This is a genomic window from Myxosarcina sp. GI1(2024), from assembly GCF_053543375.1.
The window spans coordinates 12,041-34,389 of the sequence record NZ_JBKGTY010000010.1 but is presented as its reverse complement, the minus strand read 5'-3'; the positions used below and the strand labels follow the sequence as shown (position 1 = coordinate 34,389).

The 22,349-nt window shown below is 42.4% G+C and carries 25 protein-coding genes and 1 pseudogene; 17 read left to right on the top strand and 9 right to left on the bottom strand.

Annotated features, from left to right (window positions below):
• From ACLFKQ_RS25370 to ACLFKQ_RS25355, 4 genes are all read left to right on the top strand, one after another.
• Complete coding sequence (locus ACLFKQ_RS25370; protein ID WP_449002462.1) at positions 1-1,101, top strand: D-alanine--D-alanine ligase family protein; 1,101 nt, start codon at positions 1-3, stop codon at positions 1,099-1,101.
• Between the two features lie 93 nt (positions 1,102-1,194).
• Positions 1,195-1,644 carry a nucleoside-diphosphate kinase gene (ndk, locus tag ACLFKQ_RS25365; RefSeq protein WP_449002461.1) on the top strand — a complete coding sequence of 150 codons (450 nt, stop codon included), beginning with the start codon at positions 1,195-1,197 and terminating at the stop codon, positions 1,642-1,644.
• A gap of 12 nt (positions 1,645-1,656) precedes the next feature.
• Complete coding sequence (locus tag ACLFKQ_RS25360; RefSeq protein ID WP_449002460.1) at positions 1,657-1,833, top strand: hypothetical protein; 177 nt, start codon at positions 1,657-1,659, stop codon at positions 1,831-1,833.
• 58 nt (positions 1,834-1,891) lie between these two features.
• Complete coding sequence (locus ACLFKQ_RS25355; RefSeq protein WP_449002459.1) at positions 1,892-2,884, top strand: aspartate carbamoyltransferase catalytic subunit; 993 nt, start codon at positions 1,892-1,894, stop codon at positions 2,882-2,884.
• 44 nt (positions 2,885-2,928) lie between these two features.
• Here the strand turns inward: ACLFKQ_RS25355 and ACLFKQ_RS25350 are convergent, their stop codons facing one another.
• A complete protein-coding gene (locus tag ACLFKQ_RS25350; RefSeq protein ID WP_449002458.1) occupies positions 2,929-4,110 on the bottom strand; it encodes an urease accessory protein UreH domain-containing protein in 1,182 nt (393 codons plus the stop codon).
• A gap of 187 nt (positions 4,111-4,297) precedes the next feature.
• Here ACLFKQ_RS25350 and ACLFKQ_RS25345 point away from each other — a divergent pair, with 187 nt between their 5' ends.
• Both ACLFKQ_RS25345 and ACLFKQ_RS25340 read left to right on the top strand, forming a co-directional pair.
• The gene (locus ACLFKQ_RS25345) at positions 4,298-5,245 is read left to right on the top strand and encodes an MbnP family copper-binding protein (RefSeq protein WP_449002457.1); all 948 of its coding nucleotides are present in this window, start codon (positions 4,298-4,300) and stop codon (positions 5,243-5,245) included.
• A 33-nt stretch (positions 5,246-5,278) separates the two neighbouring features.
• Positions 5,279-6,421, top strand: a complete 1,143-nt coding sequence (locus ACLFKQ_RS25340) for an MbnH family di-heme enzyme (RefSeq protein WP_449002456.1) — start codon at positions 5,279-5,281, stop codon at positions 6,419-6,421.
• Positions 6,422-6,431: 10 nt separating this feature from the next.
• Here ACLFKQ_RS25340 and ACLFKQ_RS25335 read toward each other — a convergent pair whose 3' ends face one another.
• Together ACLFKQ_RS25335 and ACLFKQ_RS25330 are read right to left on the bottom strand one after the other, a co-directional pair.
• Positions 6,432-6,866, bottom strand: a complete 435-nt coding sequence (locus ACLFKQ_RS25335; protein WP_449002455.1) for a hypothetical protein — start codon at positions 6,864-6,866, stop codon at positions 6,432-6,434.
• A gap of 86 nt (positions 6,867-6,952) precedes the next feature.
• Positions 6,953-7,816, bottom strand: coding sequence for a tetratricopeptide repeat protein (locus ACLFKQ_RS25330; protein WP_449002454.1), 864 nt, complete (start codon positions 7,814-7,816; stop codon positions 6,953-6,955).
• Positions 7,817-8,009: 193 nt separating this feature from the next.
• On the opposite strand from ACLFKQ_RS25330, the gene ACLFKQ_RS25325 reads away from it, so the two are divergent.
• Positions 8,010-8,764, top strand: a protein-coding gene (locus ACLFKQ_RS25325) for an IS5 family transposase (protein ID WP_448998612.1) whose coding sequence is annotated in 2 segments (ribosomal slippage) — positions 8,010-8,330 and positions 8,333-8,764 — 753 coding nt in all. Because the reading frame shifts where the segments join, the coding sequence is not laid out codon by codon here.
• An 89-nt stretch (positions 8,765-8,853) separates the two neighbouring features.
• Here ACLFKQ_RS25325 and ACLFKQ_RS25320 read toward each other — a convergent pair.
• Positions 8,854-10,197 (bottom strand): gluconeogenesis factor YvcK family protein, encoded by a 1,344-nt coding sequence (locus ACLFKQ_RS25320; RefSeq protein ID WP_449002453.1) that lies wholly within the window; start codon positions 10,195-10,197, stop codon positions 8,854-8,856.
• 466 nt (positions 10,198-10,663) lie between these two features.
• On the opposite strand from ACLFKQ_RS25320, the gene ftsH2 reads away from it, so the two are divergent.
• Complete coding sequence (ftsH2, locus tag ACLFKQ_RS25315; protein ID WP_449002452.1) at positions 10,664-12,556, top strand: ATP-dependent zinc metalloprotease FtsH2; 1,893 nt, start codon at positions 10,664-10,666, stop codon at positions 12,554-12,556.
• 110 nt (positions 12,557-12,666) lie between these two features.
• Here ftsH2 and ACLFKQ_RS25310 read toward each other — a convergent pair whose 3' ends face one another.
• The 3 genes from ACLFKQ_RS25310 to ACLFKQ_RS25300 all read right to left on the bottom strand — a co-directional run bounded on the left by ACLFKQ_RS25310 (position 12,667) and on the right by ACLFKQ_RS25300 (position 15,125).
• Positions 12,667-13,005 (bottom strand): hypothetical protein, encoded by a 339-nt coding sequence (locus tag ACLFKQ_RS25310; protein WP_449002451.1) that lies wholly within the window; start codon positions 13,003-13,005, stop codon positions 12,667-12,669.
• Positions 13,006-13,045: 40 nt separating this feature from the next.
• Positions 13,046-13,933: an ABC transporter permease gene (locus ACLFKQ_RS25305; protein WP_449002450.1), complete on the bottom strand. Its 888-nt coding sequence runs from the start codon at positions 13,931-13,933 to the stop codon at positions 13,046-13,048.
• Positions 13,934-14,105: 172 nt separating this feature from the next.
• Positions 14,106-15,125: an ATP-binding cassette domain-containing protein gene (locus ACLFKQ_RS25300; RefSeq protein ID WP_449002449.1), complete on the bottom strand. Its 1,020-nt coding sequence runs from the start codon at positions 15,123-15,125 to the stop codon at positions 14,106-14,108.
• A 133-nt stretch (positions 15,126-15,258) separates the two neighbouring features.
• Here ACLFKQ_RS25300 and ACLFKQ_RS25295 point away from each other — a divergent pair.
• Positions 15,259-15,402 (top strand): annotated as a pseudogene (locus ACLFKQ_RS25295) (ATP-binding cassette domain-containing protein); the annotation flags it as partial.
• A 44-nt stretch (positions 15,403-15,446) separates the two neighbouring features.
• On the opposite strand, the gene ACLFKQ_RS25290 reads toward ACLFKQ_RS25295, so the two are convergent.
• Complete coding sequence (locus ACLFKQ_RS25290; protein ID WP_449002448.1) at positions 15,447-15,656, bottom strand: hypothetical protein; 210 nt, start codon at positions 15,654-15,656, stop codon at positions 15,447-15,449.
• A 445-nt stretch (positions 15,657-16,101) separates the two neighbouring features.
• On the opposite strand from ACLFKQ_RS25290, the gene ACLFKQ_RS25285 reads away from it, so the two are divergent.
• The 6 genes from ACLFKQ_RS25285 (at position 16,102) to ACLFKQ_RS25260 (ending at position 19,073) form a co-directional block, all read left to right on the top strand.
• Entirely contained in the window at positions 16,102-17,013 is a 912-nt protein-coding gene (locus ACLFKQ_RS25285) for a LysR family transcriptional regulator (protein ID WP_449002447.1), read from the top strand.
• Between the two features lie 194 nt (positions 17,014-17,207).
• Positions 17,208-17,420 (top strand): aminotransferase class III-fold pyridoxal phosphate-dependent enzyme, encoded by a 213-nt coding sequence (locus ACLFKQ_RS25280; protein ID WP_449002446.1) that lies wholly within the window; start codon positions 17,208-17,210, stop codon positions 17,418-17,420.
• A 49-nt stretch (positions 17,421-17,469) separates the two neighbouring features.
• Positions 17,470-17,595 (top strand): hypothetical protein, encoded by a 126-nt coding sequence (locus ACLFKQ_RS25275; RefSeq protein WP_449002445.1) that lies wholly within the window; start codon positions 17,470-17,472, stop codon positions 17,593-17,595.
• Between the two features lie 79 nt (positions 17,596-17,674).
• Complete coding sequence (locus ACLFKQ_RS25270) at positions 17,675-17,938, top strand: alanine:cation symporter family protein (RefSeq protein WP_449002582.1); 264 nt, start codon at positions 17,675-17,677, stop codon at positions 17,936-17,938.
• A complete protein-coding gene (locus ACLFKQ_RS25265; protein ID WP_449002444.1) occupies positions 17,925-18,347 on the top strand; it encodes a universal stress protein in 423 nt (140 codons plus the stop codon). The genes ACLFKQ_RS25270 and ACLFKQ_RS25265 overlap by 14 nt, the downstream gene beginning before the upstream one ends.
• Complete coding sequence (locus ACLFKQ_RS25260) at positions 18,348-19,073, top strand: sulfite exporter TauE/SafE family protein (protein WP_449002443.1); 726 nt, start codon at positions 18,348-18,350, stop codon at positions 19,071-19,073.
• A gap of 241 nt (positions 19,074-19,314) precedes the next feature.
• Here the strand turns inward: ACLFKQ_RS25260 and surE are convergent, their stop codons facing one another.
• Positions 19,315-20,130, bottom strand: coding sequence for a 5'/3'-nucleotidase SurE (surE, locus tag ACLFKQ_RS25255; RefSeq protein ID WP_449002442.1), 816 nt, complete (start codon positions 20,128-20,130; stop codon positions 19,315-19,317).
• 127 nt (positions 20,131-20,257) lie between these two features.
• On the opposite strand from surE, the gene pheS reads away from it, so the two are divergent.
• Positions 20,258-21,256, top strand: coding sequence for a phenylalanine--tRNA ligase subunit alpha (gene pheS, locus ACLFKQ_RS25250; RefSeq protein ID WP_449002441.1), 999 nt, complete (start codon positions 20,258-20,260; stop codon positions 21,254-21,256).
• A gap of 50 nt (positions 21,257-21,306) precedes the next feature.
• Positions 21,307-22,329: an alpha/beta fold hydrolase gene (locus ACLFKQ_RS25245; protein WP_449002440.1), complete on the top strand. Its 1,023-nt coding sequence runs from the start codon at positions 21,307-21,309 to the stop codon at positions 22,327-22,329.
• The last annotated feature ends 20 nt before the right edge of the window (positions 22,330-22,349 follow it).

Here is a 22,349-nt window from a genome sequence, read left to right as displayed (position 1 = left end):
ATGGCAAAGAAAAAAATTGGGCTTTTATTTGGCGGACGTTCGGGAGAACATCAAGTCTCCATTACTTCAGCAAGAGCGATCGCTTCGGCTTTAACTCAGGCGGAAAATACTAATAAATACGAAGTTTTGCCCGTTTACATCGATAAGAATGGTGCTTGGCATAGCGGAGAGTCGGCAGATCGGGTTTTAACTACAGGCAAACCTTTAGAAGGAAAAAGTCAAGATAATCTTTGGCAATTTCCCCCACAAGCCGGAGAAGTAGAGGTTTGGTTTCCCATTTTACACGGACCAAATGGCGAAGACGGCACCGTACAGGGTTTACTCAAACTGATGCAAGTTCCTTTTGTCGGTTCTGGTGTCTTGGGTTCGGCATTGAGTATGGATAAAATTGCGATGAAAGTAGCCTTTGCTCGGGCGGGACTACCTCAAGTAAAGTATGTAGCGGTAAATCGTGCCGATGTTTGTTCTAGCTCCTGTTCTGGTGCGCTACCCAGTGCGTCTTACGCTGACGCGGGGTCGCACCGTTTTCCCAAGCTCTGCGATGAGATTGAATCAACCTTAGAATATCCCTGTTTCGTCAAACCTGCGAATTTGGGTTCTTCTGTCGGGATTGCTAAAGTGCGATCGCGCGACGAATTAGAAGCGGCTTTAGACAATGCTGCAAGTTACGATCGCCGTATCGTAGTTGAAGCTGGTGTCGTCGCCAGAGAAATAGAATGTGCGGTGTTGGGTAACGATAATCCCCAGGCTTCGGTATTGGGAGAAATTACCTTTGACAGCGATTTTTATGATTATGAGACTAAATACACTGAGGGATTAGCACGGTTAAACATACCCGCAGTCCTTCCCGAGGCAATAAGCGATCGCTTGCGCTCGATGTCTCTTGAAGCTTTTGCCGCAGTTGATGCTGCTGGATTAGCTAGAGTTGATTTTTTCTATGTCGAAGCTACGGGAGAAGTTTTTATCAATGAGATCAATACTTTACCTGGTTTTACCGCTACCAGTATGTATCCTCGTCTTTGGGCGGCTACGGGCATACCTTTTCCTCTGTTAGTCGATCGCCTAATTGAGTTGGCATTAGAGCGCAGCGAAGATTCTTAAAATTTAGCTTTGACTAGACGACAGGTTAAAAAAGGGGAAATTTGAGTTAATCTGGGATTTGTAAAAAATTGTAACTAAATTTGGAGGGAGTTGATGGAACGCACCTTTATCATGATTAAACCAGATGGCGTACAGCGTCATTTAGTAGGAGAAATAGTTAATAGATTTGAAGACAAAGGTTTTACCTTAGTAGGACTAAAAATGATGTCGGTTTCGCGGGAACTGGCAGAAAAACACTATGAAGTTCATAAAGATAAATCTTTTTTTTCTGGTTTAATCGATTTTATTACTTCCGCTCCTGTAATTGCGATGGTTTGGGAAGGTGAAAGCGTCGTCTCTGCTGCTAGAAACTTGATTGGGGCAACTAACCCCATTTCTGCCGCTCCTGGTTCGATTCGAGGCGATTTTGGCGTGAGTATCGGACGCAATCTCATTCATGGTTCTGATGCCATTGAGACGGCTCGCAAAGAAGTAGCTCTTTGGTTTGACGACGAAGAATTAGTTAATTGGGAACCAATTCGCAAATCTTGGCTTTACGAATAGTGCCGTAAATATTTGTGGGTTAGACGAGGCGATCGCATTCTATCTTATCGTTCGATTATTCAGGCGATCGCTTTTATTGTTTATGTTCCGGTTCTGTTAGCTCTAAAATCGATCGTCAACCAGGGACGATTGACAAAAGCACAGAATACCAATCGGTATTTAATGTATCTTCATACAAGTAATTGTTGAAAATGAAATTAGCTGATAATCTTGTGGTTGCCGATTACATTCCACTAGTTTTTGGGTGATGGCAACTACATGGGCGCGACGACACATCCTATCTTTAATCGATTTTACTGCTGCTGAATACGAAACTATTTTGCAAACTGCCGTCGGTTTCCGGGGAGTGCTATCGGGTAGAACTAAAAAAGTCCCCGCTCTTCAAGGACAGGTAGTTGCTAATATGTTCTTCGAGCCTTCCACTAGAACTCGTAGCAGTTTTGAATTGGCTGCCAAACGACTATCGGCAGATATTCTCAACTTTTCTCCTGGTACCTCCTCCTTAAGCAAAGGTGAGACTATATTGGATACGGCAAAAACCTATCTAGCCATGGGTGCGGACATCATGGTAATTCGACATCAACAGGCTGGAGTTCCCCAGGCGATCGCCACAGAGATGGATCGACTCAATTCGGGAGTTAGCATTCTCAACGCGGGAGATGGTTTACACCAACATCCTTCCCAAGCGTTATTAGACTTATTTACTCTCACCACGGCACTAGACCGAGAAAATCCGCGATTAGAAGTATTAGAAGGTAAAAAAATCGCTATTATTGGCGATATTCTTCATTCTAGAGTGGCACGTTCCAATATCTACAGTTTGACTACTGCAGGAGCAGAAGTACATTTAGCTGCGCCACCAACTTTACTACCCAAACTGTTTTTAGATTTAGTCGGTCGCCCACAGAAAGATAAATTATTTTTGCATTGGGAATTAGTACCAGCTTTAAATAATGCTGATTTTGTCATGACTTTAAGATTGCAAAAAGAAAGAATGACCGCTAATTTTATTCCTAGTTTGCGAGAATATCACCAACAATTTGGCATTACACGCGATCGCCTCAAATTGTGTCATCCCCAGGTTAAAATTTTGCATCCAGGTCCGACAAATCGCGGCGTGGAAATAACTTCAGACTTAATGGACGATTCCCAATTGAGTTTAATTCCCCAACAGGTAGCTAATGGGGTAGCAGTCCGCATGGCGTTACTGTATTTAATTGGTAACGTGAGTGATGTTTGAGCAGCAGCTAAAATATAGTAGTCAATAGCAACAGGGCTTCTGGGCTAAATGATTCTTTTTTTGAAAAGGGGCGATCGCATTGTTAGCACTGAAATACACAATACACCAATTACTACAGTTCGCAGGCGATGGGCATCAGTTAACTGCAATTCTCCTAGATAATGGGAACCAGACAAGATAGTATGAGCTACGGCTAGCACTAAAGCAGGAACGGTTAACAAATGAATTCTACGCCAGTATTTTCCCAAACTTTGCTGAAAGCGATCGTTACTGGTAACAGCAGCAGGAAACATCAATAATAGTGCCAATATACCAACAATAATACCTATCTGATGTTGAGGCAGCATAAAAGCGATCGCCTGAGTATTCCAGTTTAGAGAATGCTCTAGCATATGTCCGGTGTGAGCTAATGCCAAGATAAAAGAGGCAACGCCAATCCCTCGGCGATACCGTAAAGGTGCAGCATAAAAACTACTGAGGGGACGAGCTACCAACGCTAGCATCAACAAAATTAATGCGCCATGTCCCGTGTAGTCTATCATCGCATCCGTTCGTAACAGAGTTAAGATACCGATCGCCAGCGTTATCCAACCACCCATACGAAATAGTTGTCCCCGTTTGTCTACGCTTAAGCGAGAAGCCGATACTCCTACTCCCAGCATCGTCGGCATGGTGCCCAAACCAAAACTAAGCATTGTCAGCGCACCCAACCAAAGATTACTCGTTTCTACTGCCTTAAGCTGTGCCGTATACAAGAAGCCACAGGGTATTAGTCCCCAAACTCCTCCTAATAAAGCAGGTGTCCACCATGTTTCTCGAACGGCAAGCTTCATCATTCTAGAATTGAGCCGCTCGTGCAATTTTCCCTTGATAGGATGTAAAAAGGGCATCTGAGGCAACCAGTTAGGCTTTATTTGTCTCAAACCCAACCAAATTAGTAGCACTCCCGTAAAGATTGTTATGGCTTGACGTAAACTACTGCCAATTCCTGCTAGTTGACCGCCAGCAATCAAAATCGAACTCAAACCGCCTAAAGCTGCGCCTACCAAAGCATAACTTATGATTCTGCCACTATTTAGCAGTAAATGACATCTCAACCCGCTAAATTTCTGAGATTTGTCTGGCTGAGACAAAGAAAAAGCTACCGTCAAAGGACCGCACATCCCCACGCAGTGACCAAAACTTCCTAAAAATCCCAAAGCGACGACCGAAAGCAAATCTATCATCTTGCAGTGATTAGTGATTAGTTGTTTTTTTCATAAACTCTATAAACTCGATCGAATTCATCCTATCTCGCTTCTATGCAAGTAATTAAAGTATGACAGCCTGTCGTTGGACAAGAGAAGTTAACTTTACTTAAAGTGAAAGATTAGTAGATACAAAAGTATCTTTCGTTCAGTGTTAACAAAAACAATGTTATTTTCTTCTGTCCATAAATCTCTATTATTCATTGGTGCAGTTACAGGTTTGGCAACTCCCGCTTTATTTTCTCAGGACACACAGGCTCAAACGGATACTCAAGAAATAATTATCACCTTCGACGGACGAGTAGGCGACGAGCAATTTAGCTGTGGCGAAACCTATTCGGGTTTAGGTAGTTCTGAAGCCGCCGTAACTGCTACAGATTTTCGCTTTTATGTTTCCGATGTAGCTGTAATAGATGTCGAGGGAAATCCCGTCCCTGTAGAATTAGAGCAAGACGGTAAATGGCAGTATCAAAATGTTGCCCTGCTCGACTTTGAAGATAAAACTGGTGCTTGTGCTAACGGTACGGTTGAAACCAGAAATATAGTAGTAGGTACGGTGCCTCAAGTAGATTATCGAGGTTTACAGTTTACCTTGGGAGTACCATCTCAACTCAATCACGAAGATGCTGCGATCGCACCTTCGCCTTTAAACCTCACTTCAATGTGGTGGAATTGGCAAGGAGGCTATAAATTCTTACGAGTAGATTGGGAAAATCGAGCTACCGCGATGAATAACAAACAGATGAATCACGGTGAAATGAATCATGGCGAAATGCAGCACGGTGAAACCGAGCGAAATGTCAGTAGCAATAATACTTTCTTAATTCATATTGGTAGTACTGGCTGCCAGGAGACAGGAAGCCAATCTTATGAATGCAGTAACCCTAATCGCAGCGATGTCGTGTTAGAAAATTTTGACCCCGAAAACAATGTTGTAGTAGCAGATTTAGCCAACCTAGTATCGCAAGCCGATTTAACTAGCAATCAACCAGATACCCCTGCTGGCTGTATGTCTTCTCCAGAGGACATGGACTGTATGCCGATCTTTAATAACCTCGGTTTGTCCTTTAATGAAGAAACTGTCGAGGAACTTACTTTCTTTCGTGTTGAGTAATAATAACCGTGGAAGTAAAAATAGTTTGGTTTGATGCGCGATCGCTGGTTTAGTTGGGCTTTAGTTTTTGCATTGTCTATTTGCCTGTCAATTGGTTTGAGCCGAGTTATGGCAATGGACGGTAACTCGGCTGTAGCTACAGAATACGACTGGAATTTACCACAGTGGACACCCGAACCAGTCGTTCCAGAAACTAACCCCATGAGTACCGCTAAAGTAGAGTTGGGCAGACATTTATTCTACGATCGCGCTTTGTCAATTACGGGTGAATATTCTTGTGCTACCTGTCACAAACAATCCCTAGCTTTTACCGATGGTAGACGAGTGGCAATTGGAGCTAAAGACGATCTCCACCCCCGTAACACTATGAGCTTGACCAATATTGCCTATAATCCAGTATTGACTTGGGCAAATCCTCTAATAACTCGCCTGGAAAGTCAAGCACTGATTCCCATATTTGGCGAACATCCCCTAGAAATGGGTATGGTAGGTAGAGAGCGAGAAATAATCGAGCGGTTGCAAAACGATCCTGAATATTCTCAAATGTTTGCCAAGGCTTTTTCAGCAGAAAATCCCGTAAACATTGACAACTTAACCAAAGCATTAGCTAGCTTTCAAAGAACTTTGCTATCTTTTAATTCAGCTTACGATCGCTATCGTTATGAAGGCAAAAGCGATGCGATTAGTGCGGCAGCTAAAAGAGGTAAAAAACTTTTTAATAGCGAGCGTTTGGAATGCTTTCACTGTCACGGCGGGATTAATTTCAGCGACTCGGTAGTTCACGAGCGCTTGGCATTTACCGAGATTGCCTTTCACAATACTGGTTTGTACAATATTGACGGTAAAGGCTCTTATCCCCCACAAAATACGGGAGTACATGAAATTACGCAAAACCCTGAAGATATGGGACATTTTAAAGCTCCTACCCTGCGTAATATAGCTCTAACCGCTCCTTATATGCACGATGGTAGTATTGCTACTTTAGAAGAGGTTATCGAACATTACGAAGCTGGAGGTAGAGCGAGTTCCAAAGGTTATAACCCCTACAAAAGCGGATTTGTTAAAGGTTTCAAACTAAATTCTTCCGAAAAGCAAGATTTACTGGCTTTCTTACGTAGTTTAACTGATAAAGAGTTTATTAATAATCCCGCTCTTAGTAATCCTTTTAAGGAGTAATATGTTCACTTTAAGGTCTGACATTAACTGTATAGCTTAACTCAAATGGTTGAAAGGAAGTTCCATCTTTTGCCGTGCCGCTGATTACTAGTTCGTAGGCTCCCGCTTGAGGAAAGCTAATACTAGCACTAGGAATTTCTCGATATTTTTCCACATCAATTGCTTGCAAAGTAGGTTTTAGGACTGGGCTAGGGTTGGCAGCACGAGGTAGAGTGTACACGTTTAATTCACAGTTGCATTGAGATAAGGGAATTGTTTTGCCACCACGTCGAGTAAGGGCAAACCAAGCTACAGTTGATTCTGCCGCACGAGGATTGTGATTGGGTTCGATATGAAATGTAGCTGCTACTTCATTTGATATTTCTACATTATGAGCTACTACTGGAATTGCTAACGTGGTCAACAACAACCCTATGACTAAATTTTTTTCAAACGAATTCTTCATTTTGTTAGAGCTAAAATTTTAGCAGTGTCTTGTAAGGTCAAATTATATTTGACTTCGTGCTACTCGATCGCGCGAGTACTTAGAATTTACCCTATTTGACTCGGTTGAGAGTAAATAAGCTGCTGTTTGAGATTTGAAACTCGTTCGTAAGCAGAAAGCTCTTCTCGTTCTTTGTATTGCCGTAAGGCAGCATCCAAATCGATAAATGCCGCACGGTCGTTTCCCATTCGATGCTGCAAAATTCCCCGATTGACGTATGCTTGAGTAAATTCGGGTTTTAGCTGCAATACTTTAGTAAAATCCTCAATGGCTGCTAGATAATTTCCCCGTCGATGATGAGCGCAACCTCGATTAAAGTAAGCTGTATAGTTACGATGTTCCAAGTCAATAGCTCGTTCGGTATCGGCGATCGCTCGTTTGTAATCGCTCAACATCATATAAGTTAGAGCGCGATCGTTATAAATTAGAGTTTTTTGTGGAGTAGGAATAGAACGAGGAGATATTAAAGCTAAATTGTAATTTTCTCTGGCTTGTTGATAATTTTTCAAAGCAAAATAAGCTAAACCCAAATTGTAATAAGCTCGATAGTCATTAGTATTTTGTCGAACAACCTGCCGATATTGAGCGATCGCTCGTTCGTATCGATCTTGATGATAATAACTCAATCCTAAATTAAGATGGGCTTCAACATTTTTAGGATTGCCAGCGATAGCCATAGTACAGTCAGCTTCAGCAGCAGCATAGTCTTGTAACTGCAAATTAACCAAACAGCGATTGCTATAAGCCGCATCAATAAAATTATCTTGGCGAGTAATTACTTGAGTAAAATTATTTAAAGCTTGTCGATAGTTATGCTGACGTAGATTATTGACTCCAGCATTAAAAATATCGACAGTATTTATCTGGGACACGGCTAAAACAGAAGCATCAAACCAGAAAATTGTCCCCATGGAAAACAAACTTATCACAAAAATTCGGTACAAAATCACCATTGAGTTTAGTTATAAAGTACAGATTAGAAACCAACATTTAATACATGCCCAAACTCAGCCAAAAATTCAACAGACAACTAGGTTCTGTTGACGTAAAGAGGCAAAGATGAGAAAGTACCTGAAGTTGCTGATTTTAGTCAAAAAATTCTTCATGAAATCTCGTGTTAAGTTGGACGATTCTGCTTGGCAGCAAATTTTCGTTGTTCTGAGCCACCAACAAGACATCCGTATCAAAGACCCCAAAGCTTGTCGTCGTTTTCTGAATGCGGTTCTCTGGATTACTCGCACAGGTGCTCAATGGCGTGAATTACCCAAACGTTTTGGCAACTGGAACAGCCTCTACAAACGATATCGGCGTTGGTGTCAGAAGGGAGTTTGGCATCGTCTCTTGCAAGAAATGTCCCACTCTGCTGACTTAGAAAGTTTAATTCCCGATAGCACCATGATTCGTGCTCATCCCTGTGCAGCAGGAGCAAAAGGGGGTCAGAAAAACACTCTTTAGGAGGTTCTTGTGGCGGATTTAGTACCAAGTTACATGCTGTGGTAGATGCGTTGGGCAATCCGCTGCGGTTGCTTCTGACTCCAGGGCAAACCGCCGATATCAGTCAAGGAGAGGCATTGGTGGCTGGTTATCGAGCTCAACAGGTAATTGCCGATAAAGGCTATGATTGTGATGCTTTTGTGGTCTTGATTGAGGAAACTGGTGCTCAAGGCGTGATTCCGCCTCGTTCTGGTCGCCTCAACCCTAGAGATTACGATTCACATCTGTACAAGGAGCGACATCTAGTTGAGTGCTTTTTTAACAAACTTAAATACTATCGTCGCGTTTTCAGCCGTTTTGACAAAACTGACGAATGTTATTTGGGATTTGCCGAATTTGCTTCGGCTTTAATTTGGTTGCGTTAATTGTGTCAACAGAACCTAGTCAAACTTAATTTTATTTCTCGCTCGAACTACAAAGCAGTTAATCGTTAGAAGTAAAAAAATAGTTGTATTTAAAGCTTAGGGTGCCACTTACCGCTATACCAGCGCAGTAGCACTCTAGCCAACTGAATCGGATCGTGTCGGACATAACCGTTTTTCTGGTCTTCTTCCATGACATTAGCGATTACAACCCTGCGATTGAGATAGCCAACTTCTTCGCGATCGAGATAAACGGGATAAGAATTTTCTCTAGCGTAACGTTCCAAAGACTTGGTAGAAGGAGATTCATGGTGGACTAAAACCGCATCGAATAATTGCTGTTTACCAATGCGATCGATCGCTTTGATGTGATCGCTAACAGTATAACCTTCGGTTTCTCCTGGTTGGGTCATGATGTTACAAATATAAATTCTAGGTGCGCGAGAACGAGCTACCGCATCACAAATTTCTGGTACTAAAAAATTAGGAATGATACTGGTATAGAGACTACCGGGACCGATAATGATATACTCAGCTTCTTTAATTGCCGCTACTGCCGCAGGTAATGCTGGTGGAAATGCTGGCGTACAACCGATACCGCGAATTCGACCGCCAGCTTGGGAAATATTCGATTCTCCCTCAATTAATCTGCCATCTTCCATCTCTGCCCACAAACTTACATCGCTAAGGGTGGCAGGTAAGACTTTTCCTCTAACTGCCAATACCTGAGAACTAGCTGCCACAGCCTGTTCTAAATCGCCAGTAATTTCACTCATTGCCGTGAGAAACAAGTTACCAAAGCTGTGACCTACCAAACCATCTCCGGCTTGAAAGCGATATTGAAATAATTCTGTCAGCAACTCTTCTTCATCAGCTAAAGCTGTCAGACAATTACGCAGATCTCCAGGGGGCTGTACGCCAATTTCTCGTCTCAATCTCCCTGAAGACCCCCCATCGTCAGCTACAGTCACGATTGCGGTAATATTACTACTATATTGTTTGAGCCCTCTTAACAGAGTTGAAAGCCCCGTACCACCGCCAATGACAACAATCTTGGGTCCGCGATTTAAGCGGCGACGAGCGAGCAGGAGATCGACTAATTCTTTATCTTTGTCTAATTTGAAAACATCGCTAATCGATCCTACAGTGCGCGATTGACCCCAAAACATTAAAAATAGTCCTGCGATTAAGACAAGCGGACCAGAAATATAGTTGGGAATAATCGTAGCTAAAAATCCCAAAAGTCGTGAAGTCAATTCTAATAGGCGGTATATTGGAGTTAGCTTGACCCAAATCGCGCTACCAATAACTGCCAAAAAAAAGCCGGTCGCACTAAGCAGCAGCCAGCGTTTGATAAACAATCCAGGTGATAGCCACTTATACCAACGGTTCGATCTACGAAAACTTTTTTTCTTCGGTAAAGATGAATTTTTCATCTCGATATTAGAGTGTTATGGGTCGTTACTATTTGCCCCATTTAAGGACGAACATCAACTATCGTAGTAGAAACCCCGATCTCGATTCTCGTTCCTAGTATGCACTATAGATATTGACCAATGATCAGAAGAGGAAGCTTAGCCATACAGTAAAGTACTGCCCATCAAACTTACTGTTTATCTCAATTTTTGGCAACTAGCCCTCTAATTTTTCTAGCTTTTCGGTTTACCGCTTGCTTTAAAAATGAGAATTACGTTAAATTTAATTAAGAAGAAATAATAAAAGGTAAAATAGACTTGACAATTTTTTTTTTTTGAATAAGAACAAAAACTAATTCAATCGGCTTTAGATAATACCACTAAGCGTGTTGTAACCATCGCTAAAAATTATAATTAGGTATCGATTGCCCATAAAAACCAAAATAATCTTAAATATATTCAATTCAAATAACAATCAATCTACCTTATGAAAAAATTTTCTTGGAGAATCGTCATCCTGTGGACATTACCCTTGCTAGTCGTGGGTTTTTTCCTCTGGCAGGGAAGCTTTTCCTCAGTCGCTAATTCTGGCTTGGGAGGTAATACTGCTAGCACTAGAATGACCTACGGTCGTTTCCTCGACTATCTAAACTCTGGCAGAGTCAATAGTGTAGAACTATACGAAAACGGTCGTACGGCGATCGTCGAGGCAGCAGATCCACAGTTAGATAATCGTTTGCAAAAATTAAGAGTCGATTTACCGGCTAATTCCCCGGAACTAATTGCCAAACTGAGAGAAGCAGATGTTAATTTTGATTATCATCCTGCCGGCAATGATGGAGCAGTTTGGGGACTTTTAGGTAACTTGATCTTTCCCGTACTGTTGATTGGTGCCTTATTTTTCCTTTTCCGCCGTTCCAACAATATGCCAGGCGGTCCCGGTCAGGCAATGAATTTTGGTAAATCTCGCGCTCGTTTCCAGATGGAAGCGAAAACGGGAATTATGTTCGATGATGTCGCCGGAATTGACGAGGCTAAAGAAGAATTACAAGAAGTCGTTACTTTTCTCAAACAGCCCGAACGCTTTACTGCCGTAGGGGCAAAAATCCCTAAAGGAGTATTGTTAATCGGACCTCCTGGAACTGGTAAAACCCTACTCGCTAAAGCGATCGCTGGTGAAGCTGGCGTACCTTTCTTTAGTATTTCTGGTTCGGAATTCGTGGAAATGTTTGTCGGTGTCGGTGCTTCTCGCGTCCGCGACCTGTTTAAAAAAGCCAAAGAAAGCGCACCTTGTTTGATCTTTATCGATGAGATCGATGCAGTCGGTCGTCAAAGAGGTGCCGGTATCGGTGGCGGTAACGACGAAAGAGAACAGACTCTCAACCAGTTACTGACCGAAATGGATGGTTTTGAAGGTAATACAGGAATTATTATTATTGCTGCTACCAACCGTCCCAACGTACTAGACTCGGCATTAATGCGTCCCGGTCGTTTCGATCGCCAGGTTAGCGTCGATAATCCCGATATTAAAGGACGTTTGGAAATTTTAGAGGTTCACGCTCGCAACAAAAAAATTGCCTCCGAAGTTTCTTTAGAAACCATCGCTCGTCGGACACCCGGTTTCTCTGGTGCTGACTTAGCTAACTTACTCAATGAAGCAGCCATTCTCACCGCCAGAAGACGTAAAGAAGCTATCACCATGCTAGAAATCGATGATGCCGTAGACCGCGTAGTGGCGGGTATGGAAGGAACGCCTTTAGTAGATGGTAAGAGCAAACGTTTAATTGCCTATCACGAAGTGGGACACGCCATCGTAGGAACTTTGGTTAAAGACCACGATCCGGTTCAGAAAGTAACTCTAATTCCTCGCGGACAGGCTCAAGGTTTGACCTGGTTTACTCCTAGTGAAGAGCAAGGATTGATTGCCAGATCGCAGTTAATGGCGAGAATTGCGGGTGCCATGGGCGGACGAGCTGCTGAAGAAGAAGTTTTCGGTCACGATGAAGTGACTACTGGTGCTGGGGGCGACTTACAACAGGTTACCCAAATGGCAAGACAAATGGTTACGATTTACGGTATGAGCGATCTCGGTCCAATCGCCTTGGGAGGACAAGGAGGAGAAGTCTTCCTCGGTGCGGGTTTGACCTCTCGTTCTGAATATTCAGAAGAAGTTGCTTCTTTAATTGACGATCGCGTCCGTCAAATTACCGAACAAGGACACAACTTAGCTCGCAAAATCATCAGAGAAAACCGCGAAGTAGTCGATCGCTTAGTCGATCTGTTGATTGAAAAAGAAACTATTAGCGGTGAAGAGCTCAAACAAATTGTTTCTGAATACACTCAAGTACCAGAAAAAGAACAATTCGTTCCTCAGCTATAAGTCTGATAATTTAATTCAATTAGTTTTTTGGGGCGATCGCTATAGCGATCGCCCCGATTTGTTTGCCAATGTCCGAGTTAAATCCCCAGCAGCCAGGCGGGCTATGATAATTAATTGGCAGTAGTTTCATCGTTTGGAGAGCGCTGCTGCTCTAAGATTCTCTGCTCTTGTAGTTGTTTGAATTCAGCAGCAGAATTATTAATCTGTCCTTGGGATTCTACTTGAAACTCTTCAGCAGTACGACTATTTCTCAGATTGGCGCGGTGAATTAAATCTACAGGATCGATTCCAGTAATACCATCACCATAAAGAGAATCTTTTTCATTGGATTGATAACCAGAATCGGCGGGTTCGCGATATTGCGCCAAAGCAGATTCGTATAAACTACCAGAACCCAGTACGGTAAAAGCTGTGGCAAACGTCAAGAAAAGACTTTTATTGATTGGCATTTTTAACTCCTCACGAGGGAAGACATTCAAACAAAATTCGTTAAGCAAAGCGGCGGCGCAATAAAGGTTGGATCGTTAGTAAGACTACAGCATCAAAAACTAACAACACCAGAATAACACCTCCAAAACTAAATTCCAGCCAAGGAGTACTTAACACGATGCTGCCAATTGCCCAATCTCCATGCAGGTAGATGTAGCGAATTGGTTCGATCGCATAAGTCAGAGGATTGAAACTGGCGATAACTTGTAGCCAACCCGCCATAAACTCTAAAGGCGCGAGAGCAGTACTGGCAAACAAGAGAGGTAAATTAGTGACAAATACTACTGCAATTAGTTCGATGTGTCCTGGTAGGGCAAATGCCAAACCCAGACTCAATGCCGTTACGCCTAAAACAATGAGGAATACGATCGCCGCGATCGCGCTCAAGCCAGCAATGCCTGGCAATCCCGCACCCAAAAAGGCACTGGCAGCAATAATTACTGCAGTTTGAATGACACTGAGAGCAATAATATAAACCGTTGAAGCCGCGACAATCGAATAGCGAGTTGCTAACGGGGCAACGAGCAAACGGTTGAGAAAGCCAAACTCGCGATCGAACATGACGGGTAAACCGGCATTTAAGGCACCAGAGAAGGCGGTAAACACGATTACTCCAGGGGCGAGGAATTTAGCATAACTCAGGTCGTTACCAAATAGTCCTTGAGGAGCTTTGCTAAATAATGCACCAAACAAGACCAACCACATAAAGGGCTGAATGATTCCTGCGATTAAAGTCGAGGGACGACGTTGCAGTTGAATGAATAGTCGTTTGGTAAGTGCTGAAGTCTCTTGGATAAAATCTTGAATCGGACTGGAGCGATATTTAGTTTCCCGATCGAGTGCCGAGTTGGGAGCTAATACTGAATCAATTTTTTGACTGGCATCCATAATGTTTACTTGATGTTCTGATTATCGATCTTTTGAGATAGAGCAAATAGCCCTTCGGGTTCGGTAGTCGCTCATAGGGGAAAGATGAGGGGCTGTCACCTGAATTAATTTCAGGTGCTAAGCCCCTTCCAAGACCACGCCACCTCACCCTTTGCCCCTACAAAATAAAAAATTACTTCATTTGTTGTTTTTTCTCTTTTTTCAAATCTCTGGTACTCGCTGCTGCCATTTCCGCATCTAATATAGTTTGTCCCGTGGCTGCGAGATAAACGTCATCGAGACTGGGACGAGATTGGGCGAGGCTAAAGGTGGGTAAATCTACTTCAGCCAGAGATTGCTCGATGTTGCTAAGAGAACTCTGTCCCGATTGCACGATTAAATTAATTGAGTTTCCCTGAACTCGGTTAATAATCACTTCTTCAACAAAGGGCAAAGACTCCAAAACGTGCTTGGCTTTATCGGCTTCTGAGTCGGGAGTAAACTCACGGATACGGAGAGTGACGCGATCGCCACCGATTTTATCTTTTAATTCGGAAGGGCTACCTTCATCGATTACCAATCCGTCACCGATAATTGCCAAGCGATCGGCTAGAGCATCAATTTCTTCGAGATAATGACTGGTGATTAATACTGTAGTTCCTGCGGCTTTTAGCTGTCGCAAAAATTCCCATACTACTATGCGGCTTTCAATATCCAAACCAACGGTAGGTTCGTCTAAAACCAATACTTCTGGTTGATGTAATAATCCCGCCGCTAAATCCAAACGTTTGCGGATACCGCCCGAATATGTACCGGTTTTTTTATCGGCGTAGTCAGTTAATCCTAAAACTTCGATTAATCGATCGATTCTCTGCTTCATTCCCTGTTTGGGAAGATGATACAGTGCGGCTTGCAGTTCCAGTAACTCTCGACCCGTCAACACCTTATCGATCGCTACTTCTTGTGCCACATATCCCAATCGGTTGCGTACTGCTTTGGGATTGGCGATCGCGCTAATGCCACTTACTTCAATTTTCCCCCCGTCGGGTTTAGTGAGAGTACACAGACAGCGAATTGTGGTAGTTTTACCCGCACCATTAGGTCCGAGTAAACCAAAGATTTCTCCCTGCCTGACAGTAAAAGAGATGTCTTTGACGGCTTGGACATCTCCATAACTTTTTTGTAAATGTTCGATTACGACGGCAGCAGCCATATATCTTTATACAGTTAGGTTTAAAATATGCTCTTTAGTATTTATTGTAATAGTTTTGCCTTGGTTTAATGAAGATTTGTAACTACGAGTTGGGGTAAACGTATAGAAAAACACAGTATTTTTTAAACTTTAAGCCAATAAATATCCAGGTCAGCTTTCTGGCGGACAACAACAGCAACTGGCGATCGGTCCTGCTTTGGCGAGGCAGCCCAAAGTAATGCTGTTTGACAAACCAACCTCGGCACTCGATCCAGAAATGGTTAAAGAATTATTAGAATAATTCATTTTTTTCTCCTGTTTGGGTGTTTTTTACAAATAGCTCTATAAACTGTGATGATGTTTTTCAATCCAGGCTCTTACATCTCGATCTGAACCAAAAGTATGTGATTTTTTAGTGGTATAATCGTAAACCCGCCAAAATGAATTTCCGTAGCGATCGCGTTTTTGTTCGACTTGAAACTCGGTTTTTTTAACTAGCAAGTTATGACCGATGTTTCTCAAGGTTTTGGCAACCAAGCTAATAATTTTCACAGTTAAAACCTCCAGCAAAAATGGTTAATTAATAGCAACTATTAAAACAAAAGGTTCATTCACTTTTAGAATAAAAAACAACTTGAGATTCATCGTAATTTTGAATTTAGAAAAATAGGGTATTGTTTTTACTCAATTGGCGAATAGACAAAAAAGTTTGCCTATAAGTTGTGTTTGGCTATATTAGTTTAATTCGTGCTTATTTTACCAGTTACAATCGATCGTAAAATAATTTTCATGTTTTGCTTCTATTTACTTGCTTTAAATAAACTGTAGCGATTAAAGTTTTTAGTAACAAAAAATTGTTTGCATGGTAAACATGAATAAAATTAATAGATAAATATTTCTATCCTTACTCGGCTCTTACGATAATCTGTAGAAATAAGACTGAGAACGCCAATTACTAATCTCACTGGATATTTCCCAGAGATTGACAATTAAATCTATGAGCGCGATCGATCCATACAAACTAAAAATTTCACAGCTACGAATTCTGGTTGCGGTAGCAGATTATCACAATTTTAGTGAGGCGGCTTTACATTTAGAGATTTCTCAGTCGGCAGTCAGTCACGCGATCGCAACTTTAGAAACGGAATTGGGAGTCATTTTATTTCATCGCGGACGTAATGGAGCAAATCTCACTTCTGTAGGAAAACAGTTAATCGTGCCAGCTAGAGAAATACTATGTTTACTCCAAAAGATAGCGACAGAAGCCAATCGAGCTAAGGGTTTGGGAGGAGGTAACGTTAGATTACTAGCCTTTCGCAGTGCTGCGACTCATATATTACCCTCATTAATGGCTCAGTTTCGCAGTAAGTTTCCCTCAATTAAGATTGATGTTAACGATGTTGACGAACATTTTGAGATTGAAAGTATTCTACGTTCGAGCCAAGCTGATATTGGAATAGTTGACTTACCTTGTTCCGAAGAATTCGAAACCTGGGAAATTTATCGCGATGAATATGTAGTCTTGTTGCGTCGCAGTTCAAAATTAAAACAGACACAGTTAACTTGGAAACAACTGGCTAAATTTCCTTTAATTCTTTCGGCAAAAAGTAGCTGTTCTTTAGCAATTCGTAAATACTTACAGCAGTCGCCAAAACCAGTAAATATTGCCTATGAAATGCGGGAAGACTCTACTATAGTTGCTATAGCCATGCAGGGTTTGGGTGCGGCAATTATGCCGCGACTAGCTGCCGAACCCATTCCCGAACAATTAACAGTTTATTCTTTACCGACTCCTCTAGAGAGAAACATTCAAGCGGCAATGCTAAAAGATGCTCTCCATACTCCTGCAGTTTTTGCTTTTCTAGATGTTTTAAGAACCTACAGCGCGATCGCAGACTCAATTTTATAGTGATTTCCAATAGAAATCGTAGTTATGAAGGTTAACAAAAGTCAAACATAACTATAAATTGACAATAATCAAAGCGTACGGAAATTAACTCGAATGACTATAATTTCGAAATTTCCGACGATCGATAATCAACAATTGAAAATACGGTTATTCCCGAAGGAGCCAAAACCGTTGCGGCAATTATTGTCGAACCAGTGATTTCTGGCGGTGGTGTTATCATACCTCCCGATGAGTACTTACCTATGCTGAGGGATATTTGCGATCGCTACGGTATTCTATTAATCTTTGATGAGGTGGTTAGTGGTTTCGGAAGCTTGGGCAAGATGTTCGGACACGAACACTGGGAAGTCAAACCAGATATAATTACTTTGAGAAAAGGTATTACCAGTGATTATTTACCCCTGTAGGCAACAGTTACCCAGGAACATATCTTTGAAGCATTTTTAGACAAAACTGATGCTACTTGCCATTTTCGCCATATTAATTAATACCTATGCCGGTAATCCTGCCTCTACCGCTCTATCTTTAAAAAATATCGAGATTTTAGAAACAGATCTTCTTACTTCCGTATTTTTTTTGTAAAACGAATATTTATAAATTAGGCTACTTGGATTGCCGAGTTGTTCTTAGCCCAAATCACTGAAATTATGACAATTGCACTATTAACTCTTACAAAATATTATTTCTGCTTTGCATTTTCATCGGTTCGGTAGTCAATCTCGGTTCCGTGCTCGATTTTAGCGATATTTTGGCACTGGTTATGTCCCTACTCAATCTATTAGGCTGTTTTTTTATGTCGGGGTTAATTGCTAGAGAGCTAAAAAATTATATGTCTCGTACTCAAGTCTGGAGAAATGCTAGCAGAGACGATAGAAGCCAGAGAACCCTTGTTGAAATAGAGGAAGTAAACTATGAGCACTACTAAAAAATCCATTCTCGTTCCGATTGATTTTTCGGAACTGTCATATCAGGCGATCGCCACAGCTAAAGAATACGTAGAAGATATTTCATCTCTCAAGCTAATTCACGTTCTAACTCCACTCCATCCAGCCGATCCCGCAGCGATGTGGAATACACTAAACGATGCCGAACGCAAGCAAAAAGTTACAGCCTTTCTACAAAGTAAGGTCGAAGAAATGGGATATAAAGGAGTCGAAATTGGCGTGGAGATTGGCGATCCCAGCACGGAAATTGTAGACTATGCTCAGGAAATTGGAACGGATTTAATCGTCATGCCTTCTCACGGACGCAAGGGCGTAAGTCGCTTTCTACTGGGCTCGGTAGCGGAGCGGGTAGTCCGGCTGTCTCCCTGTCCAGTTCTGATTCTCAAATAAATGGATCTGTATGGAAATGAATATCTGATTGTTAGTGGTATTACTTTTCTGGCAGCATTGACTCAAAGCATTACTGGATTTGGCTTTGCCATTGTTGCCATGTCTTTTTTGCCTCAAGCGATCGGTCTACAAATTGCAGTACCATTAGTTACCCTAGTCAGTATTACGCTTAATGCGATAATTTGGTATTATCATCGGCGCGACTGCAATTTCAAAGCAGTGGGGCGACTGACGCTCGCTTGTTTAATTGCTACTCCCACGGGTACTTTATTACTAGATCGCCTTCCTGAAGCAATTGCCCTAAAAGGTTTGGGCATTTTAATTATTAGTTACGCTGTCTATGATTGGCTCAATTTGTCTTTGCCTAGTTTGAAATCGACTATCTGGACTTATATTTTTGGTGGCGTATCGGGGCTTCTTACTGGAGCGTACACCGTTGGCGGTCCTCCAGTAATTATCTATGCTAACTGTCGTCGCTGGAGTTCGAAAGAATTTAAAGGTAACTTAACTGCTTTATTTTTCTTTAATTCTTTACTGGCCACGATCGCTCATGGCTGGCAGGGAAACATAACCGTATCCGTCTGGAAGTTTGCCGTTTGTAGCCTTCCTGGTTTTGCTTGCGGACTATGGCTGGGGATCGTATTTTCTACTAAACTAAATCCTATTATTTTCAGGCGCATTACCCTGGCTTTGCTAATAATTGCGGGTTTGAGATTGCTAATTTAACTTTAGAGCGACAAAATTTAATAATTTAACTTTAGAGCGACAAAATTTAAATTAATCCCTGTAGACGAGAGCGTAAATATCCTTACCATAGCCAAGCCGAGCGGTAAATAAATTGAGACCATCTTAATCGTGGTTGTATTTAAGCTAAGCTCCACTAGTCATGAGACAGATAATTTCTCCCTATTTCCTTATCTCCCCATCTCCCTACTAATCATTTGTATTAACTAAAAAATAAACCATATTACACTTTCAGCCAATTTTGTCCGTAAAGCTGTTTGGCGATCGCGGCGTTAGTTAAATTATATTGTAAAGGGGTAATAGTAACATAATGCTCGCGGATTGCCTGTACGTCAGTCAAAATATAGGGCGGTAAGTTGTTATCTATTGGTTGCTCGATATCTTCAACAATCTCTCCTGCCAGCCAATAGTAGCTTTTGCCACGAGGATCGAGTCTTTTTTCAAACTTTTCGATGTAGCGGCGCAATCCCTGACGAGTGACCAGCATTCCCGCAATCTCTGTTTCGTCTACTGGCGGAATATTGACGCTGAGTAAGGGCGGTTGGGAAAACTCAGTTTTGACTAGGCGATTGACTAACTTAAGCGCGACATTAGCGGCAGTTTGAAACTCAAAGTTGCTAAAGCTTGCCAAACTTAAAGCGACACTGGGTATTCCTTCTAAAGCACCTTCCATCGCCGCCGAAACCGTTCCCGAATACAATACATCTGTACCGAGATTGGGACCGTGATTGATCCCCGACAGAACCAAACTGGGGCGATCGCTACATACTGCATTGAGAGCAAACTTGACGCAGTCGGCAGGGGTACCAGAACAAGACCAGGCAGTAACTCTCTCGTCAAACATCGAATCGATCTGCTCGGCGCGAAGTGGGTGATGGATAGTCAGTCCGTGTCCTGTTGCCGAACGTTCGCGATCGGGACAGACGACGGTAATTTGGTAACCTGCTTGGGCTAGTGTATTGGCAAGAGCCCGCACTCCTAAAGCAAAAATACCATCATCGTTGCTGATTAAAATATTAAGCGATTGTCGGTCAGTCATGTTTAACAGTAATAGAGTATTTTTTAACCTGGTTAAATATTTGGCTGGTAATTTTCGGTAAACTAAGATGTGCCGCAATTAAATAACATCTATCTTCGATCCCTCCAAATTGTAAATCTAATTAGTAATGAGTACCTCCCCCATTCAGTTCCAACTAGAAAAACTACAAACCGAAGCCATCAGTGCGATCGCTGGTTCTAGTAGCTTAGATGAACTAGAACAAATCAGAGTTCGATATTTAGGCAAAAAGGGACAACTATCCCAAATTTTGCGAGGAATGGGTAAATTAAGCCCCGAAGAACGTCCTGCTGTAGGTAATAAAGCTAACGTGGTCAAAGAGGCAATTCAAACTAAATTAGACCAGCAAAAAGATAAACTACAGCAAGCAGAAATTGCCGCCAAGATCGCCGCTGAAACTATTGACGTTACTATGCCTGGAGTCAGTCGTCCTTTGGGTAGAATTCATCCCCTAAATGGTACGGTCGATCGCGTTTTAGATATTTTTGTCGGTTTGGGTTATACGGTTGCTACGGGACCTCAGATAGAAAGTGACTATTATAACTTTGAGGCTCTCAATACTCCCCCAGACCACCCCGCTAGAGATATGCAGGATACTTTTTATTTGCCAGGGGGAAACTTACTACGTACACATACTTCCTCGGTGCAAATTCGCTACATGGAGAATCACGAACCGCCAATAAGAATTATTGCCCCCGGTCGCGTATATCGCCGCGATACGGTTGATGCTACTCATTCAGCAGTCTTCCATCAGGTAGAAATATTAGCAGTAGACAAAGGATTAAAATTTACCGATCTCAAAGGTACGATTAAAGAATTCTTACAGCGAATGTTCGGTTCGGAGTTACCAGTTCAGTTTCGCGCCAGCTACTTCCCCTTCACCGAACCCTCAGCCGAAGTAGACGTGCAGTGGCAAGGAAAATGGTTGGAAGTCATGGGTTGCGGTATGGTAGACCCTAACGTACTCAAAGCAGTCGGTTACGATCCTGAAGTATACGCGGGGTTTGCTGCGGGTTTTGGTGTAGAGAGATTTGCCATGGTATTACACCAAATTGACGATATTCGCCGTTTGTATAATAGCGATTTAAGATTTTTGAGGCAGTTTTAATATGTGCATAATCTATGCTAAGTCTCCAGTGACTTTTGAGAATTAATCTCATGAAGAACAAGGAGAGCCAATTGACGATCGCCGATTTCTCTTTGCAGTGCGGTGCGATATTGCCAGAAGCAACCATAGTTTACCAAACTTACGGAGAACTAAACAGCGATCGCACTAATGCCATTCTCTATCCGACTTCCTACGGAGCGCAACATACAGATATTGACTGGTTAATTCGTCCTGACAGTATTCTCGATCCGAGCCAGTATTTTATTATCATTCCCAATATGTTTGGCAATGGTTTGTCCAGTTCTCCAAGTAACTGTGAAGTTTGTGGTTTGGCAGAAACGGGGTTTTGGTTTACCCATTTAGATAACGTTCGCGCCCAAGAACAGTTGTTAAGAGAAGTATTTCAAATTGAAAAGCTAGCATTAGTCTATGGTTGGTCGATGGGGGCGCAGCAAGCCTATCATTGGGGAGGATTATATCGCGATCGCGTCGAGCGTATCGTTGTCCTCTGTGGCACCGCTCGTACTACCGATCACAATAAAGTTTTTCTACAAAGCCTGCGTACTGCACTAACCGCCGATCCTGCTTGGAATGGCACTAAGTTTGAGAGTATACCAGAGCGCGGTTTTCGAGCTTTTGCCCGCATTTATGCCAGTTGGGCGGCATCTCAGGCATACTATCGAGAGGGAATTTATTATCAGTTTGGATACGCGACTTTAGAAGATTATTTGCTGCGAGGATGGGAAGCTAACTACCGCAGACGGGATCCTCACGATTTATTGGCAGCGATCGACACCTGGCTGCACTGCGATGTCAGCGATAACCCAACTTACCGAGGAGATTATCAACGAGCACTACAGTCGATCGCCGCTACAACTTTAATAATGCCAGGAACGACAGATTTATATTTCACTCCTGAAGACTGTCATACTGAAGCCCAATTAATTCCCAATGCCGAATATCGCCCCATTCCCTCAATTTGGGGACATCGGGCAGGCAATCCCGCTCAAAACCCTGAAGATGAGAGATTTATTAGAGAGGCAGTCAGAGAATTGCTGAGCAGAGATACTTAATCTTGCTTACCACGTTGAGT

Coding starts and splice junctions, on each gene's coding strand:
- ACLFKQ_RS25370 (WP_449002462.1), top strand. CDS start 1: ATGGCAAAGAAAAAAATTGGGCTTTTATTTGGCGGACGTTCGGGAGAA.
- ndk (WP_449002461.1), top strand. CDS start 1,195: ATGGAACGCACCTTTATCATGATTAAACCAGATGGCGTACAGCGTCAT.
- ACLFKQ_RS25355 (WP_449002459.1), top strand. CDS start 1,892: ATGGCAACTACATGGGCGCGACGACACATCCTATCTTTAATCGATTTT.
- ACLFKQ_RS25350 (WP_449002458.1), bottom strand. CDS start 4,110: ATGATAGATTTGCTTTCGGTCGTCGCTTTGGGATTTTTAGGAAGTTTT.
- ACLFKQ_RS25345 (WP_449002457.1), top strand. CDS start 4,298: ATGTTATTTTCTTCTGTCCATAAATCTCTATTATTCATTGGTGCAGTT.
- ACLFKQ_RS25340 (WP_449002456.1), top strand. CDS start 5,279: ATGCGCGATCGCTGGTTTAGTTGGGCTTTAGTTTTTGCATTGTCTATT.
- ACLFKQ_RS25335 (WP_449002455.1), bottom strand. CDS start 6,866: ATGAAGAATTCGTTTGAAAAAAATTTAGTCATAGGGTTGTTGTTGACC.
- ACLFKQ_RS25330 (WP_449002454.1), bottom strand. CDS start 7,816: ATGGGGACAATTTTCTGGTTTGATGCTTCTGTTTTAGCCGTGTCCCAG.
- ACLFKQ_RS25320 (WP_449002453.1), bottom strand. CDS start 10,197: ATGAAAAATTCATCTTTACCGAAGAAAAAAAGTTTTCGTAGATCGAAC.
- ftsH2 (WP_449002452.1), top strand. CDS start 10,664: ATGAAAAAATTTTCTTGGAGAATCGTCATCCTGTGGACATTACCCTTG.
- ACLFKQ_RS25310 (WP_449002451.1), bottom strand. CDS start 13,005: ATGCCAATCAATAAAAGTCTTTTCTTGACGTTTGCCACAGCTTTTACC.
- ACLFKQ_RS25305 (WP_449002450.1), bottom strand. CDS start 13,933: ATGGATGCCAGTCAAAAAATTGATTCAGTATTAGCTCCCAACTCGGCA.
- ACLFKQ_RS25300 (WP_449002449.1), bottom strand. CDS start 15,125: ATGGCTGCTGCCGTCGTAATCGAACATTTACAAAAAAGTTATGGAGAT.
- ACLFKQ_RS25285 (WP_449002447.1), top strand. CDS start 16,102: ATGAGCGCGATCGATCCATACAAACTAAAAATTTCACAGCTACGAATT.
- ACLFKQ_RS25275 (WP_449002445.1), top strand. CDS start 17,470: ATGCTACTTGCCATTTTCGCCATATTAATTAATACCTATGCCGGTAAT.
- ACLFKQ_RS25265 (WP_449002444.1), top strand. CDS start 17,925: ATGAGCACTACTAAAAAATCCATTCTCGTTCCGATTGATTTTTCGGAA.
- ACLFKQ_RS25260 (WP_449002443.1), top strand. CDS start 18,348: ATGGATCTGTATGGAAATGAATATCTGATTGTTAGTGGTATTACTTTT.
- surE (WP_449002442.1), bottom strand. CDS start 20,130: ATGACTGACCGACAATCGCTTAATATTTTAATCAGCAACGATGATGGT.
- pheS (WP_449002441.1), top strand. CDS start 20,258: ATGAGTACCTCCCCCATTCAGTTCCAACTAGAAAAACTACAAACCGAA.
- ACLFKQ_RS25245 (WP_449002440.1), top strand. CDS start 21,307: ATGAAGAACAAGGAGAGCCAATTGACGATCGCCGATTTCTCTTTGCAG.